This is a genomic window from Paracoccus ferrooxidans, assembly GCF_029909815.1.
GTDB classification, from domain to species: Bacteria; Pseudomonadota; Alphaproteobacteria; order Rhodobacterales; family Rhodobacteraceae; genus Paracoccus; species Paracoccus versutus.
Window position 1 is genome coordinate 100,485 of sequence record NZ_CP038201.1, and the last position, 16,072, is coordinate 116,556.

The window sequence follows — 16,072 nt, forward strand, 5'->3', positions numbered from 1 at the left end:
TTATTTCTTCTTCTTATCCGCAGCCTGCATGAACTCCAGCCGCTCGATCAAAGGCTCAACGGCGCCGTCCCAATCGCGCCCCCGCATATCCGCGCGCGCCTGCGCCGAAAGGCGCTGGACCAGGCCGGGATCGCCGGCCAGGCGCGTCAATGCGGTCAGGGCCTCGGCGATGGTCTCGGACTGGGACAGGACGATGCCGTTGTCCCATTGCCGCAAGACCTCGGTCACGGCACCCGCATCCGTGGCCATGGGAATGACCCCCGAACGCATCGCCTCCAGGATCGTCAGCGGCAGCCCCTCGTAATAGGACGGCAGGATGAAGACATCCGCCCATTCGAAGGCCGCCGCCAGCCCCTCGGGCGTGGTCAGCGGCGGCTCGAGCAGCGCGCCGATATGCGGCGGGATCTCCAGCGTGCTGTCGCCCAGCACCGCCTTGCCGATCAGCCGCCACTCGACCGGCAGGCGGGCCGCCTCGGCCGCCTCGACGATGGAGATCAGCCGCTCGACGCCCTTCTGGTGATCGAGCCGCCCCAGGTAGATCACCCGCAGCGGATCGGCCGGCGAGCGCACGGCCCGGCGGGCGTCGATCCGCGCCTCGGCCCCTTCGGGCAGGTCGAAGCTGGGGGCGTTCAGCAAGGGCACGATCTTGTCGGCGGGAATGCCCATGCCGTGGCACCAGTCGCCCAGCTGCTCGGAGCAGGGCAGCACGGCGTCATAGGCATGTTCGAAGGCCAGCCCCAGGTAGGTGTTGCCGACCAGCCGCTTGAACGGGCTCTGGTCGCTCAGATGCAGCGACAGCGCCGTCTTGACGCCAAAGCGCTTCAGCCGCCCCATCACGCCCGAGATCGCGCCACCGTGGAAGTTGATGACCGCATCCAGCCAGGCCAGCATCGCCGCGGCCTGGCGCTGGTCGCCGAAGCGCGACCAATCGGGCACGTCGGTGCCCAGATAGTTGGAATTCGCCGGCCCCCAGGTTGAAAAATTCGCATCCGCCAGGAAGGTGACGCTGTCGAAGGTCTCGCGCCATTCCTCGCTGAACTGGCAGCTCTGCGCCTCCAGAACGAACAGATGCGGCCGCCAGCCGGCACGTTTCATCGCACGCGCGGTGTTCAGCGCCACCCGCTCGACCCCGCCGAATTCGACCAGGGGCAAGACGAAGCCGATGTCGCGCCCGTCCTTGGCCACGCGCGGATAGGCGGCGTCGGCCTTGGTGGGCACACGGCTGATCTCATGCGTCCGCGACCGCCAGGGAATATCGGGATTGCGCCAGTCCCAGCTATAGGCCAGCGCACCGCGGTTGGGCGAGGCATGGCAGCGCGCGGCCAGCGCGACGAAGTCATGCGCGGCCGCAGTGTAAAGCTCTTCGCCGGCCGAAAACAGCGAATGGGGCAATTGCAGGCGCAAAAGCGTGGTGGGCACGCCACAGGGACGCGCGGCGATACCGGTGGCCCAGGCGATCGAACTGTCGCGCACAATGGCGGCCAGCGTGCCGGGCTGGACCATCAGCATGGCGGGATGCAGCTCGACCGAGCCCTGCGCCTCCTGCTCGCTCCAGCCGATGCGGTCGGCTTCGCACGGCTCGATCTCGAGCGCGGCGAAGCAATGCTGGGTCAGGCGGCGCTCCATCGTCCACAACACGCCATGCAGCAGGCGGCCGCGGCGCAGCTGCTCCAGCACCGTCGAATGCGTCATCACCAGGATCGGCGGCATGTGATGCTGGCTGTTGTCGGTCTGCGTGCGCCACCATTGCTGCTCGAACTCGGCCACGGTCAGGATGCGGCCGTCGGGGGCGTCGGGATCGACCGTCAGCAGCACCTCGTGGCGGTCTGCCAGGAAGAAGGCATAGCGCGGCGCCTCTTTCTGCTCCAGCTCCAGCAGCCCGCGCGGGCTGAACAGGTGCTTGTGCTTCTTGCGCATCTCGCTGCGGATCGCCTCGGAATCGCGTTCGGAATCGGCCAGCATGCTCTCGGCGCGCTTGCGATAGAGGAAGCCGAAATTGTCGATGTTGCGGCCGCGGAAGCCCGCCTCGGCCGCGGTCAGGAAGAAATCCCAATCCTCGAAGCCGGATTTGAACGAGGTGTCGAAATAGACCCCGGCGTCGAAGACCTCGCGCCGAATCAGGCTGCCGGCCTCGCAGATGTTCATCACCGTATGGATCAGCAGAGAATAGTCGCCGCCGTAATCCCCGGCCCAGCTGAGGCCGAACATGTCGATATTGGGATAGATCCAGCCGGCGTCGGGATGCTGCGCCAGCGCCGCCATGGCATTGGCCATGGCGTCGGGACGCAGCCGGTTGTCGGCGTCCAGCATGTAGATCGCCTCGACCGAAGCCCATGTCGCCAGCGCATGACGAATGCCATGGTTGCGCGCATCGCTGAGCCCGCCATTGGGCTTGCGCAGATAGGTGATCCGGTCGGGATAGCTCAGCGCATATTCCCGGCAGACCAGGTCGGTCTCGCGATGCGGGCAGCCGTCGTTGACCAGGACCAGCTGGATCGGGAAGTCCGCTCGCTGGGCCAGGACGCTTTCGATCGCCTCGGCCAGCAGCACCGAATGGCGAAAGATCGGCACGACCACCGCCAGCCGCGGCATCTGAACCGGCACCGTATCCGCGTCCTGGGGGCGCAGGAGAATCTGTTGCATCCTCTTCCCCCTCAGAACTGCAGGCAGATGTTCGAGAAGGTAGACCAGCCGTAATGGTTGCTGGAATGCCCGCGCGGCAGGCGCGTCATCAGATAGAGGTCATGCGGCCTGTCCAGCGATTCGGGCAGCAGAACATGCGCCTGGCCCTCTTCCTCGGGCTGCAGCCTGATCCAGCCGGAACTCAGGGCCGGGTCGAAGACCGGCAGGCGGCCGGGCTGGTGCGGGCGCTGGTCCTGCGGCAGCAGCGCCAGCTGGTATTCGACCGGCGGCGCCTCGGCATGGCGGGTCAGGAGCGAGGCGAACACCTGCCGCACGCCCGGCAGGGCCAGCCCCGCCAGGATACCGCATGCGGTCTGGTCGGGCAGCACATGGACCAGCAGCGCATCGCCGGACTGGAACAGCGGCACGGTATCGTGCAGCGTTTCCAGGTTGATCGCGGTCGCCAGCGTGTCCCGCTCGACCCGGCGCAGGCGGTTCTTGCCGCCGACCTGGATAAAGGCGTTCGCCGGAACCGGCGCCCTTGCCCCGGCGATCCAGCGCCAGATCTGCAAGGCCGGCAGGGTCTCGACCGGCTGGCCGTCGACCTCGGGATGGAAACGCGGCTCGGGATGCTGCACCGCGCTGGCCAGCCGGATGGTATCCCTGCCCTGATAGGCGACGTTCAGCATCAGGCTGATCGTGTCCGGCCCCAGCGCGCGGTCCAGCGAAAAGCGCAGCCAGCCCTGGGTCAGCCGCGCGGCCGGCACTTCCCAGATCGCCAGGGTTTCGTTGGTGTCGGGGCTCAGCAGGCTGACGTTCAGCACCCCTTCCGACGGGGGCGTCTCGTTGCTGATCTGGACCGCGATGTCGCTCAGCCCGACGCTGGAACCCGGCAGCCGCTGCACCAGCCGCGAGCCGTTGCGCAGGGTGATCGGCAATTGCCCCGAGACCGGCGACAGCGTGGTCTCCAGCTTGCGATGCTGCGGTCCCTGCCGATAGACGAACTGCTCGAGGTTCTGGAAGCTGGCCTGGATCTCCTCGTGCTGCTGGCGCAGCAGGCCCAGTTCGCGCATGAACCGGGTCGAGCGCTGCGCGCCTTGCTGCTGGGCCTTGGTCATCTGCACGACCAGCCATTCCAGCACCTTGGCGCGCGCATCCGCGGTATCGGCCATCTCCAGCGGGATTTCCGCCGGAGCATCGACATCCAGCTTGCTGCGCCACAGGCTGGCCAGCTTTGCCAGATGGCCCTTGCCGCTGTCCGACAGGGGCAGGCGGCCGATGACCCGCAGGGCCACCTGGTCGAGCGGCAGGACTTGCCCGCCGTCGTCGTTGAATTCGACATTGTCCGGCGTCCCGGAGGCGACGATCAGGGAGACCGGAAGCGAGAGCGCGCTGACTTCGGCATAGTCTTCGGGCGCCACGAGAATGGAGGCAAATTGTTTGGACATGGGAATGGCGATCACAGTGGGATGAGGAGGGGGGAGGCGGCAAAAGGCCAACTTAGTAAACTAAACTCATCGGTTTTTGCGACATTTGAGCCCGGATGGCAACCGGGCACGAACTATCGCCAGGGCGGTATGCTTTCCGGTTGTATTAAGGCCGCTTTGTGACGGGCTTGCAAAGCGTTTTGCCATCTTGCTGCGCCGCCGGGGCAGGCAAAGCGCAAAGAACCGCTCATTCGGGCGGCGGGCTGCCGCCGGATTGGCCTGCGCCCGGCCCGCCCATCGCGCTTCCCCCGGCGAATCACCGCCGGCAGGCATGTTTGCGCCGGCTTTTGCCCTCGCCCCGACACATGCTATAGACCTCGGGCGGCGTTGCTGACATGAGCCGTGGCGCGTGGCGATCTGCCGCGCAGCCCAGAGACGGGCCGGTCCCTCCGCAGCCGCGGCGGGGCAACGGGGATGAGGGAAGATGAAGATACTGCTTGTGGGCGCAGGACTGTCGGGCGCGGTGATCGGACGCCAGCTGGCCGAAGCCGGCCATGACTGCCGCATCATCGACAGCCGCCCGCATATCGGCGGCAATTGCCATACCGAGCGCGACCCCGAGACCGGTGTCCTGCTGCACCTTTACGGCCCGCATATCTTCCATACCGACGACGAGGGGGTCTGGGACTATGTCAACCGCTTCGCCGAATTCGTGCCGTTCCAGAACCGGGTCAAGACCACCTCGCAGGGCGCGGTCTATTCGCTGCCGGTGAACCTGCACACGATCAACCAGTTCTTCGGCAAGACCCTGCGGCCGGACGAGGCGCGCGCCTTCATCGAAAGCCGCGCCGACCGCTCGATCGCCGAGCCGCAAAGCTTCGAGGAACAGGCGCTGCGCTTCGTCGGCCCCGAGCTCTACGAGGCGTTCTTCAAGGGCTATACCGAAAAGCAATGGGGCTGCTCGCCGCGCGAATTGCCGGCCTCGATCCTCAAGCGCCTGCCGCTGCGCTTCAACTATGACGACAATTATTTCTTCCACCGGTTCCAGGGCATGCCGCGCGCCGGCTATACGGCGATGGTGGCGGCGATCCTGGACCATCCGCGCATCTCGGTCGAGCTGGAGACCCCCTATCGCCCCGAGATGGCGGTCCAGGCCGATCACCTGTTCTGGTCGGGGCCGCTGGACGGTTTCTTCGACTACAGCCTGGGCCGGCTGGGCTATCGCACCCTGGATTTCGAGCGTTTCACCTATCAGGGCGATTACCAGGGCTGCGCGGTGATGAACTATGGCGACCGCGATGTGCCCTGGACGCGCATCACCGAGCACAAGCATTTCTCGCCCTGGGAAAGCCACGAGGGCAGCACCTGCTATCGCGAATATTCGCGCGCCGCCGGTCCGGGCGACATCCCCTATTACCCGATCCGCCTGGTCGAGGAGAAATCGCTTCTGGCGCAATATGTCGAACTGGCGCAGGCGCAAAAGGCCGTCACCTTCGTCGGCCGCCTGGGAACCTATCGCTATCTCGACATGGACGTAACCATCCGCGAGGCACTGGATACGGCAGGGGTGTTTCTGGGGGCGGAAAAGGCCGGGGAGGCAATACCGGCCTTTGTGAAAAGTCCACTTTGATACAGCCCTGCGCTACCAGCCGCGGCTAGGAAGCTTCTCAGGCCGAAGTCAGCACCCTTATATCGTGTTTCTCCATTTCCGCCTTAAAGTTTGCAAACCGCTTGGCGTAGGTTTCCTTGACGCGGGCAATAGCATCAGGCGTCAATCGGGTTTTTATCGCTTTCGCAACCCCTTCGGAAATTAGCTCGTCCGTGGTCATTCGGGGCAAGTCGAAGAAATCTGTCAACTCAGCGACTCTGTTGTCATGGCTAAGAAAGATGCCGGGCCTGCCCACCTGCAAGGCCGCCACACCACCATGGAAGCGATCTCCGATGTAAACGTCATGCGTCAGCGCGACCTGACGCCAGGCCGATGTTTCAGAGAAATAGTAATAATTTGAGAAGTTAACCGGAATCTTCGTATGCTTGGTCAAAAAGGCATTCAAGCGCTCACGGTCACCGGTACAAGTCGCGTCATTGAAAGAGCCGCGCGCATCGATCAGATCGCCATATGCAAAAAATTCATCCTGAAAGACATAGGAGCTGCGAATGTTCTGCAGTGCCTTGGCCAACTTTACGCCGCGCTCGTAATTGCGCCCTCCTTTGAAAGTCAGATAGCCGGCCGCCATCACATTGGCCCGCTCGCCCGCTTCTATGGCCGCTTCCGCGCTTATCGACAGGATTGAGGACGGAAATACGAACATGCTGGGACACCCCAGAGCACGCGCGTTGGTAAAACCATTCTTGTGCAACCAAGCTTCCGTCTGATGTCCCCGAACACCAAAAACTCGCGCCCGGCGGTTATAGATGTCCAGGATCTCCTGGACGGATGGGTGCATTTTCGACAGTTCAGGCTCACCCTGCATGCCGGCGCCCAACACCATCATCGGAACCGCGTCGCCGATCACATTCAAAGCATCGCGCAGCCGGACCAATTCCTTCTTTTCGGAAATGAAATTCGCGGCCGAAAGGACAAGCAGATCAAAACGATTCGACAGCACCTCCCCAAGGCGAGGGCCAAAAAGACGATGCAAGGTGCCGAGATTGGCGAAAGCGGACCTCCGTCGCCTGCATGCGAAAATACGCGAAGGAGCTTCACCGTGAATGAGATTGCCTCGATTGCTCGTCAGGGAATGCGTGTCGCGCAGCCCGGCCAGCTTCTCTGTCGCGGGATGGGACAAGCCGGACGTATTCGGAAGATGGATCTCCGGCAGATAGGATGACGTTCCTGGGCCGTGGAAAAGTATTCTCATGATCGCTCTACTCGCTCCGTTTCCGTTTGGCGTGCTTTCAGGGCCGAAATCGACCACTCCGCTTCATATGCACGATAACTAGTTCTGCATCCGCAGAGGTGCCGCATGCGACCCGGGAGGTCTAGTTTTTCCAGTTGCTCAGCCAACTCAAGACATCTTCCGGCAGATCACGCTGGCCTGCGTCACGGAGAAGCTTCGGCAGCGCTTCATTCACCGCATCCATTTCCGGGATGGGGCGGCAGCGACCGAAATCATCCAGGTCCGCATAAAATCGCCCTCCGGTCATCTCATCCAGCCGTTCTGCAATCGGTCGGAAGCGGTTCAGCAGAATTTCGCGGTTTCTTGAACCGAACACCTCGATCTGATTATCGGCAGGATGGGCCACTCGCCCACCAACAGATGACAGCCAGCCGACCACCCTGTTCGCTGCATCGCGTGGAAGTTCGTGCAGGGCCCGGCGCCCGACTTCCGCAAAGGCGCTCGGCACCGAGGGGTTCTGATCTTCCGGCAGTTCCAGGTCGCTCGGAAAGGCAATTTCCGCGTTCTTGATGAAGTCTTTTACAGAACCTCCAGCCGCTCTTACAGCGTCAAAGTTTCTGATGACCAGCTTTGCATTGGGAAAATGATCCTCGACCCAGCCCTCGACAATTCGGGCCTGCTGAAAATGAGCACTGTCCAGATATTCGTCCAGCGCATCCTCGGAAAGCTTGCCGAGCCTAGCGCCGAACTTCAGCCTTTGCCGGTGCCAAGATGACAGATACTCATCCGGCCTCCGCAAGTTGCAATATATCGTAACGTCGTAATGCGCGTATCGCTTTGCCAGCCGCTCGATACTTTTTCGTTCGCGGGTCAAGCCGAAAAGCGCAAAAACCTCAGAACAAAGGATAACGGAATGAGGATCGAGAGCCGCGATCTGGTTATCAATCATTTCGAACATCTGAAACCCGCTTGGCAGGTTTGGATAATAGGGCGGAACTCCGTGACGGTCCTCTTCAGTCTTCAGCTTAAGCGCCAGCGCGTTATGCGGCTCTATGATGTTCAGGCTTTCCCCCAACGTGGGGATATCCCGCCCGGACAACGTGACCAACAGATTGCGCGCCACACCCAGAGATTCCACCGACGGATAAAGGATGCCGGCTCGCAGCATACGCAGGAAATTGCTGGACAGGAAGCTTTGTATGGACGTCGAGCCGGTTTTGAAATGGCCGATAAAGATGACAACCTTCAAAGCAATCTCCTTACGTATTCATTCATTGGTATGGCTATCTTAGGTGATTCAGACTGGCACGATCTTCGGCCGGAAGGTCATTCCCCGTGCAATCGCCCGGAAAACCTCCCGCCGCAGCTTCCAGGGCACATTACCGCCCTTCATCTGCAAATGCACGCCATAGGCATAGGCCAGGACGCCCATCAGGCCCGCCTCGCGCCGGCGCCAGGAGGCCTCGTTGCGGGCGCCGTATTTGAACTTCCACAGGCTCTTTTCGTCCACGAGGGCGAAATTCACCCCGCGGTTGTCGGGCGTGTCGTGGATCACCCGGCTTTCGGGACAGAAGATGCCCGGATAGGAACGCGACAGCCGCCGGGTATATTCCGCATCGTCGAACCAGATGAAGTAATCCGCGATCGGCAGCCCATGCTTTTCCACCGCCCAGCGCGGGATCAGGATCGACACGAAAGAGGCGGAATCGACCAGCGCCCAGGCCGCCTCGGGATGCAGGAAACGCGGCCAGTCCCAGACCGGGCGCGGCGTGTTCATCTCGCACAGGGTGCCGTCGATCCATTCCACCCGCGAACAGGCAAAGCTGGGACGCCATTCATGCCGCGCCTCGAAGGCGGTGATGGCATCGACCAGCTTCTCGATCGCGTCCGGCAGCGGATAGGCATCGTCGTCCGAAACCCAGAAATAATGCGCCCCCAGCCCATAGGCGGCCTTGAGCCCCTCGTGAAAGCCGCCGGCGCCGCCGATGTTTTGCGGCAGGCGCAGATAGCGGATGCTCAGGTCGTCCCGCGCGCGCGCCTCGACCAGGGCCTGGGTGTCGTCGGTCGAGGCGTTGTCCACCACCAGGATGACATCGGGCCGCCGCGTCTGGCCGTCCAGCGCATCCAGCACCTTCATCAGCTTGGCCGAACGGTTGAACGTCACGATCACCGCGGCGGTCTTGCTCAATGCGCTCATCTGGTAGGCTACTCCTGAAGGCCCGCCGCGGCCTGTTGGTAAAGGGGCATCAGGATTTCCTCGGCGGTGGGATCGCGCGTCAGGTCGGTCCAGGACCGGACCAGCGCCTCGCGCTGCCGGGACAGGAAGGCGGCGTCGCGCCACAGCCGGTCCACCGCCGCGACGATGCCCTTCACGCAGGCCTGCGGCTCCAGCGGCACCAGCAGATCCGGGGGCACGATCTCGGCCTGCGAGCCGACGTCGGTCGAGATGGGGATGCAGCCCTGCTCCACCGCCTCATAGCAGACCAGCGCCAGCCCCTCGTTGTTCGAGGGCAACAGCAGGATGTCCGATTGCCGCAGGATCTCGGGCACCGGCGCATTGGCGGGCAGCAGCGCGACGCGATCCGCAAGCCCGTATCGGCGCAGCAATCCGCGGACCGTGTCCAGGAACGGCCCCTCGCCGACGATCTTGCCGGTCAGCTCGACATCGTTGCGCCTGGCCCAGGCGGACAGCGCGCGGAACGCCTCGGCCACCACGACCGGGCGCTTCTGGTAATAGAGCCGGCCCACGAAGGCCACCTGCAGGCGCTTCTTGCCCGGCTGCATGTTCAGCTCGGGCAGGCCCTTCGGATGCTCGGCCCGATCCAGCATCCGACCCAGCCGGACCTTGCCGATGACATGGAAATGCTCGCGATAGTAATCCACCAGCTCCTTGCTGATCACATGGTGGATGTCGATGAAGTTCGACCAGACGCCCGAGCTGCGCGGAAAGCCGCCATCGGCATATTCCACGATATGCGTGCTGTCGATCACCTGGACCCAGGGCAGGTTGGCGCGGATCTGCGGCAGCGATTCGTAGAGCGGCCGGCAATGATGGATATGGATCAGCCGGATGTTCTCGGCCAGGGCCAGCTGTTCGACGTAGCGCGGCCACAGGTCGGGGGGCAGGTAGCGGTCGAGGCGCAGGAAGGTGACGTCCGCGCTGTCGGGCAGCTTCCCGGCCAGGCGCTGGATCGAGGGCACGCCGGCCGCGACAAAGACCCGCAGCCCCGCCTGCTGCGCCCAGCGGATGGTGTCGAAGCCCAGCTTCTCGGCGCCGCCGACCTCGAGCCAATGCATGCCGATCAGGATCGCCGGGCGCTTGTCGCTTTCCGGCGGCCGCGGCGGGGCAAGCAGGGACGACCCGTCCCCCCGCAAGAGCGAGACGCGCGGATGGCGCTTGACCGAGCGGCGCTTGCGCAGCATTTCCGCCTGGTAGCGGATCCTTTCATAGACGAGCGGCGCGAGCCGATGCACCGCCCGCAGCCGCCTGATCGGCGCCCATGGCGCGTCCATCTGCTTGATCTCGCCGGGCAGCGGCTTGCGGGGGATGGACAGCCGGATCGTCACGCCGGGCGCGCCGGGATGGGCACCGGGACGCTCGAACTGGCCCAGGAACTGCGCGTTCATGTGCTGCGGCTGGAAGGTAAAGGGGCCTTCGGTGACGCTGGGCTCGCCCCAGACCGGATCCTTGCCCTCGTAGAGGATGAAATTCAGCCTCTGCGTGGGATAAAGACGGGAATAGATGGAAACGATCTCGGATATCTCGCGCTGGATATGCTCGGCTATATCCTCGCCGACAGGGGCGAGTGCGGTCGTGCTGGTCATGCTGCTGCGCGTCTCATCTGCCTGTGCTCCTTGAGCTTGCGGTGTAATCGAGAACGGCAACAAGGGAAAGCCACTAGCGGGCCCGGCGGCCGTTCTGCGCGCAGTGCGCAGATTGTCGCCACAGCCGCCCGGCAAAAGGCCCGTTCACCCCGTGGTTGCGTGTGACCCGACGACGCAAGGCGTTTTCATCAAGGAAACCGAAGGCCATGGCGGCTATGGTGGCCTCGCGCGGTGATTCGCGCCGCGGGCCCTGGCCCGGCGTCTTCTGATCGCGGAGGTCATGCATGGCGGGCAAGGCAAGATCCTGGTGGGGCGGCGCGGCAGGCGGCGCGGTTCTGGTCATCGTGGGCTGGCTGGCCTGGCAGAACAGGGCCCAGGACGGGCAGCTTGCCGGCATCGCCTCGGGCAATGGCCGGATCGAGGCGACCGAGATCGACATCTCGGCCCTGTCCGCCGGGCGCATCGCCCGCATCCAGGCGGCCGAGGGCCAGTTCGTGCGCAAGGGCGAGGTGCTGGTGCAGATGGACACCCTGCAGCTCGATGCCCAGAAACGCCAGGCCGAGGCGCAGCTGCGCCGCGCCCGCATCGGGGTCGAGACCGCGCAAAGCCTGGTGACGCAGGCCGAGGCGCAGCACAAGGCCGCCGGCGCCGCGGTCGAGCAGGCGCAGGCCGCGGCTGATGCGGCGGCGGCGCGGCTGGCGCGCACCGAAAGCCTGGCGCGCAGCAACGTCGCCTCGCAGCAGGCGCTGGACGACGTGCGCGCCTCGGGGCGCGAGACGCAGGCGGCGCTGGCCTCGGCCGAGGCGAACCTGGCCGCGGCCGAGGCGGGGATCGGCGCTGCCCGCGCCCAGGTGGTCGATGCCGAGGCGGCGGTGGACGCGGCCCAGGCCGCGATCGAGGCCATCGAGGTGCAGATCGGCGACGCCACGCTGGCATCGCCGCGCGACGGCCGGGTGCAATACCGCATCGCGCAAGAGGGCGAGATCGTCGCGGCGGGCGGGCGCATCCTGAACCTGGTCGATCTGGAGGATGTCTACATGACCTTCTTCCTGCCCACCTCGCAGGCCGGCCGGGTCGAGGTCGGGGCCGAGGCGCGGCTGGTCATGGACGCCGTCCCGCAATACGTCATCCCGGCGCGGATTTCCTATGTCGCGGATGTGGCGCAGTTCACGCCCAAGACCGTCGAGACCGCCGAGGAACGCGAAAAGCTGATGTTCCGCGTCCGCGCCCAGGTCGATCCCGAATTGCTGCGCAAATACAGCAATTACGTCAAGACCGGCCTGCCCGGCATGGCCCATGTCCGCATCGACTCCCAGGCCGGCTGGCCCGACACCCTGTCCAACCTGGTCGAATGACCGCGCAGCCCGACATCCCGCCCGTGGCCGAGGTCGCCGGCGTCTCGCTGCGCTATCGCAGCGCGGTGGCGCTCGAGGAGGTGTCGCTGGCGATCCCCGCCGGGCGCATGGTCGGGCTGATCGGGCCCGACGGCGTCGGCAAGTCCAGCCTGCTGTCGCTGATCGCCGGGGCGCGGGTGATCCAGCAGGGCAAGGTCCGCGTGCTTGGCGGCGACATGGGCAACGCGCACCAGCGCGCCCGCCTGTGCCCGCGCATCGCCTATATGCCGCAGGGGCTGGGCCGGAACCTTTATCCCACGCTGTCGGTGGCCGAGAACCTGGATTTCTTCGGCCGGCTTTTCGGCCATGGCGCGGCCGAGCGCGCGCGCCGCATCGACACGCTGCTGGCCGCGACCGGCATGTCGCCGTTCCGCGACCGCCCCGCCGCCAAGCTTTCGGGCGGGATGAAGCAGAAGCTGGGCCTGTGCTGCGCGCTGATCCACGACCCCGACCTGCTGATCCTGGACGAGCCGACCACCGGCGTCGATCCGCTGTCCCGCCGCCAGTTCTGGGAACTGATCGGCCGCATCCGCCGCGACCGCCCCGGCATGAGCGTCATCACCGCCACCGCCTATATGGAGGAAGCCGCCGGTTTCGACTGGCTGGTGGCGATGGACGCGGGCCGGGTGCTGGCCACCGGCAGCCCGGCCGAACTGCTCGACCGCACCGGGGCCGAGGACCTGGACCGCGCCTTCATCGCGCTGTTGCCCGACAGCGAAAGGCGCGGGCACGAGCCGGTCGCGATCCCGCCGCGCAAGGCCCATGACGGCGAGCCCGCCATCGAGGCCCGGCACCTGACCATGCGGTTCGGCGATTTCACCGCCGTCGACAACGTCAGCTTCCGCATCGACAAGGGCGAGATCTTCGGCTTTCTCGGCTCGAACGGCTGCGGCAAGACCACGACGATGAAGATGCTGACCGGCCTCTTGCAGCCCAGCGAGGGCACGGCGCAGCTGTTCGGCGCCGAACTCGACCCCTCGGACATGGCGGTGCGCCGCCGGGTCGGCTTCATGAGCCAGTCCTTTTCGCTCTATTCCGAGTTGACGGTGCGGCAGAACCTGGACCTGCACGCGCGGCTGTTCGGCCTGGAGGCCGGGCGGGTCGCGGACCGGGTCCGACAGATGATCGAACGCTTCGGGCTGGCGGGCGTCGCGGACGAATTGCCCGACGCCCTGCCCCTGGGCATCCGCCAGCGCCTGTCGCTGGCCGTGGCGATGATCCACGGCCCCGAGATCCTGATCCTGGACGAGCCGACCTCGGGCGTCGATCCGGTGGCGCGGGACGCCTTCTGGCGGATGCTGGGCGAGCTTTCGCGCCATGACGGGGTGACGATCTTCGTCTCGACCCATTTCATGAACGAGGCCGAGTGGTGCGACCGCATCTCGCTGATGCATGCCGGCCGGGTGCTGGTCAGCGACACGGCCGAGGCGATCAAGCGATCCAAGGGCGCCGCGACCCTGGACGACGCCTTCGTCGCCTATCTGCAAGAGGCGATCGGCGACGAGCCCGCCCCCGAGCCGCTTGCCGATGCGCCCCAGGCCCCGGCGCCGGCCGGCGGCTGGTTCAGCCTGCGGCGGATGCTCAGCTATTCCCGGCTGGAATCGCTGCAACTCCGGCGCGATCCGATCCGGCTGACCCTGGCGCTGCTGGGCAGCCTGATCCTGATGTTCGTCATCGGCTACGGCATCAACATGGATGTCGAGGATCTCAGCTTTGCCGTGCTGGACCGCGACCAGACCGCCACCTCGCGCGATTACGTGCTGGACATCGCCGGCTCGCGCTATTTCACCGAAACCGAGCCGCTTGCGGGCTACGAGGACATGGACGCCCGCATGCGCACCGGCAACCTTGCCCTGGCCATCGAGATCCCGCCCGGCTTTGCCCGCGACGTGGCACGCGGCGGCGCGGTGCAGGTCGGCGCCTGGATCGACGGCGCCAACCCGACGCGGGCCGAAACCGTGCAGGGCTATGTCCAGGGCATGCATGCCGACTGGATCATGCGCAAGACGCGCGAGGCCCAGGGCGATCAGGCGGTGCAGGGCGCCTTCGATCTGGTGACGCGCTTTCGCTACAATCCCGACGTGAAAAGCATCGTCGCCATGGTGCCGGCGGTGATCCCGCTGCTTCTGCTGCTGATCCCGGCGGTGCTGACCACGCTCAGCGTGGTGCGCGAAAAGGAACTGGGCTCGATCATCAATTTCTACGTCACCCCCGTCACCCGGCTGGAGTTCCTGATCGGCAAGCAATTGCCCTATGTGGCGCTGGCGATGCTGAACTTCGCGCTGATGACAGCTTTCGCGGTCTTCGCCTTCCGCGTGCCCTTCACCGGCAGCCTGGCGGCCTTTTCGCTGGCCGCGCTGCTTTACGTCGCCGCCACCACGGCCATGGGGCTCTTGATCTCGTCCTTCATGCGCAGCCAGGTGGCGGCGCTGTTCGCCACCGTGCTGCTGACCATGATCCCCGGCGCGCAATATTCCGGGCTCCTGGACCCGGTTTCCTCGCTGCAAGGCGTGGGCCGCGCCATCGGCGAGGTCTATCCGACCACGCATTTCATCATCGCCTCGCGCGGGGCGTTCTCGAAGGGGCTGGGCTTCGACGATCTGGGCATGGCCTTCGCCGCGCTGGCGGCGGCGGGGCCGCTGATCCTGGGGCTCAGTGCCCTGCTGCTGAGGAAACAGGCGAAATGAAGCTGCGCAACGTCTGGCACCTGGGCATCAAGGAGTTGCGCGGGCTGTGGCGCGACCCGGCCATGCTGCTCCTGATCGTCTATGCCTTCTCGCTGTCGATCTATACCGAATCCAAGGCGATGCCCGAAAGCCTGTCCAACGCCGCCATCGCCGTGGTGGACGAGGACCGCTCGGCGCTGTCCGAGCGCATCGTCGGCGCCTTCACCCCGCCCTATTTCGGCACGCCGCGGCTGATCACCACGACCGAGATGGACCGCCGCATGGACGAGGGGCTGGACACTTTCGCGCTGGACATCCCGCCCGATTTCCAGCGCGACCTGCTGGCCGGCCGCCACCCGGCGATCCAGCTGAACGTGGACGCCACCCGGATGAGCCAGGCGTTCACCGGCAGCGGCTATGTCCAGCAGATCGTCGGCGCCGAGGTGTCGGAATTCCTTGCCGGCCACCGCGAGGACACCGCCCTGCCGGTCGAGCTGGCGCTGCGGGCGCGCTACAACCCGGCGCTGGACGCCGGCTGGTTCGGGGCCATCAACAGCGTGATCGACGCCGTGACCATGCTGTCCATCATCCTGACCGGCGCCGCGCTGATCCGCGAAAAGGAACATGGCACGGTCGAGCACCTGCTGGTCATGCCGGTGACGGCGGCCGAGATCATGCTGTCCAAGATCTGGACCATGGGGCTGGTCGTGCTGCTGGCCTCGGGCTTCGCGATCACCGTGGTGGTGCAGATGGCCCTGCAGGTGCCGGTGGCGGGATCGGTGCCGCTGTTCATCGCGGCGGCGGCCTTGATGCTGTTCGCGACCACCTCGATGGGCATCTTCCTGGCCACCGTGGCGGGGTCGATGCCGCAATTCGGCTTGCTCCTGATGCTGGTGCTGTTCCCGCTGCAGGTGCTTTCGGGCGGCATGACCCCGCGCGAAAGCATGCCCGACGTCATCCAGGCGCTGATGTCGCTGGCGCCGAACACGCATTTCGTGATCCTGTCGCAGGGGGTGCTGTTCCGGGGCGCGGGGCTGGGTGTGGTCTGGCCGCAGCTCCTGGCGCTGGCGCTGATCGGCGCGGTGCTGTTCTGGCTGGCGCTGCGCCAGTTCCGCCGCTTCCTGGCCTGACCCCGGACCGAGAGAAGCCGGACCCGAAGGCCCGGCAGTCGATACCACGTCAAACCACCACAACTTGACTGATTAATCAATTAACATACGGGCCGATTCGTTTAAATGCTTTTCTGGCGGATTCCCGCCCTGGCGCCCTGCCCGGCCGCCGAAAATCCTTGGCCGAGG

At 65.3% G+C, this 16,072-nt stretch carries 10 protein-coding genes; 4 read left to right on the plus strand and 6 right to left on the minus strand.

Going from position 1 to position 16,072, the window contains the following annotated elements; genetic code table 11:
* Together E3U26_RS13520 and E3U26_RS13525 are read right to left on the minus strand one after the other, a co-directional pair.
* The gene (locus tag E3U26_RS13520; protein WP_499106178.1) at positions 1-2,643 is read right to left on the minus strand and encodes a glycosyltransferase; all 2,643 of its coding nucleotides are present in this window, start codon (positions 2,641-2,643) and stop codon (positions 1-3) included.
* A gap of 11 nt (positions 2,644-2,654) precedes the next feature.
* Positions 2,655-4,070 carry a DUF6212 domain-containing protein gene (locus E3U26_RS13525; protein WP_499106179.1) on the minus strand — a complete coding sequence of 472 codons (1,416 nt, stop codon included), beginning with the start codon at positions 4,068-4,070 and terminating at the stop codon, positions 2,655-2,657.
* A 463-nt stretch (positions 4,071-4,533) separates the two neighbouring features.
* Here E3U26_RS13525 and E3U26_RS13530 point away from each other — a divergent pair, with 463 nt between their 5' ends.
* Positions 4,534-5,679: a UDP-galactopyranose/dTDP-fucopyranose mutase family protein gene (locus E3U26_RS13530; protein ID WP_499106180.1), complete on the plus strand. Its 1,146-nt coding sequence runs from the start codon at positions 4,534-4,536 to the stop codon at positions 5,677-5,679.
* Between the two features lie 37 nt (positions 5,680-5,716).
* Here E3U26_RS13530 and E3U26_RS13535 read toward each other — a convergent pair whose 3' ends face one another.
* The 4 genes from E3U26_RS13535 to E3U26_RS13550 form a co-directional block, all read right to left on the minus strand.
* Positions 5,717-6,910, minus strand: coding sequence for a polysaccharide pyruvyl transferase family protein (locus tag E3U26_RS13535; RefSeq protein ID WP_499106181.1), 1,194 nt, complete (start codon positions 6,908-6,910; stop codon positions 5,717-5,719).
* A 121-nt stretch (positions 6,911-7,031) separates the two neighbouring features.
* Positions 7,032-8,138 (minus strand): hypothetical protein, encoded by a 1,107-nt coding sequence (locus E3U26_RS13540; protein ID WP_499106182.1) that lies wholly within the window; start codon positions 8,136-8,138, stop codon positions 7,032-7,034.
* Between the two features lie 48 nt (positions 8,139-8,186).
* The gene (locus tag E3U26_RS13545) at positions 8,187-9,086 is read right to left on the minus strand and encodes a glycosyltransferase family 2 protein (protein ID WP_499106183.1); all 900 of its coding nucleotides are present in this window, start codon (positions 9,084-9,086) and stop codon (positions 8,187-8,189) included.
* Between the two features lie 8 nt (positions 9,087-9,094).
* Positions 9,095-10,714 carry a glycosyltransferase gene (locus E3U26_RS13550; protein ID WP_036760442.1) on the minus strand — a complete coding sequence of 540 codons (1,620 nt, stop codon included), beginning with the start codon at positions 10,712-10,714 and terminating at the stop codon, positions 9,095-9,097.
* A gap of 284 nt (positions 10,715-10,998) precedes the next feature.
* Between E3U26_RS13550 and E3U26_RS13555 the strand changes: the two genes are divergently transcribed.
* Genes E3U26_RS13555 through E3U26_RS13565 form a run of 3 tightly spaced genes read left to right on the plus strand, consistent with a single transcriptional unit; the run spans position 10,999 to position 15,904 of the window.
* A complete protein-coding gene (locus E3U26_RS13555; protein WP_499106184.1) occupies positions 10,999-12,069 on the plus strand; it encodes an HlyD family secretion protein in 1,071 nt (356 codons plus the stop codon).
* Positions 12,066-14,795, plus strand: a complete 2,730-nt coding sequence (rbbA, locus tag E3U26_RS13560; RefSeq protein ID WP_499106185.1) for an ATP-binding cassette domain-containing protein — start codon at positions 12,066-12,068, stop codon at positions 14,793-14,795. Before E3U26_RS13555 ends, rbbA begins: the two co-directional genes overlap by 4 nt.
* The gene (locus E3U26_RS13565; protein WP_072461795.1) at positions 14,792-15,904 is read left to right on the plus strand and encodes an ABC transporter permease; all 1,113 of its coding nucleotides are present in this window, start codon (positions 14,792-14,794) and stop codon (positions 15,902-15,904) included. Before rbbA ends, E3U26_RS13565 begins: the two co-directional genes overlap by 4 nt.
* The last annotated feature ends 168 nt before the right edge of the window (positions 15,905-16,072 follow it).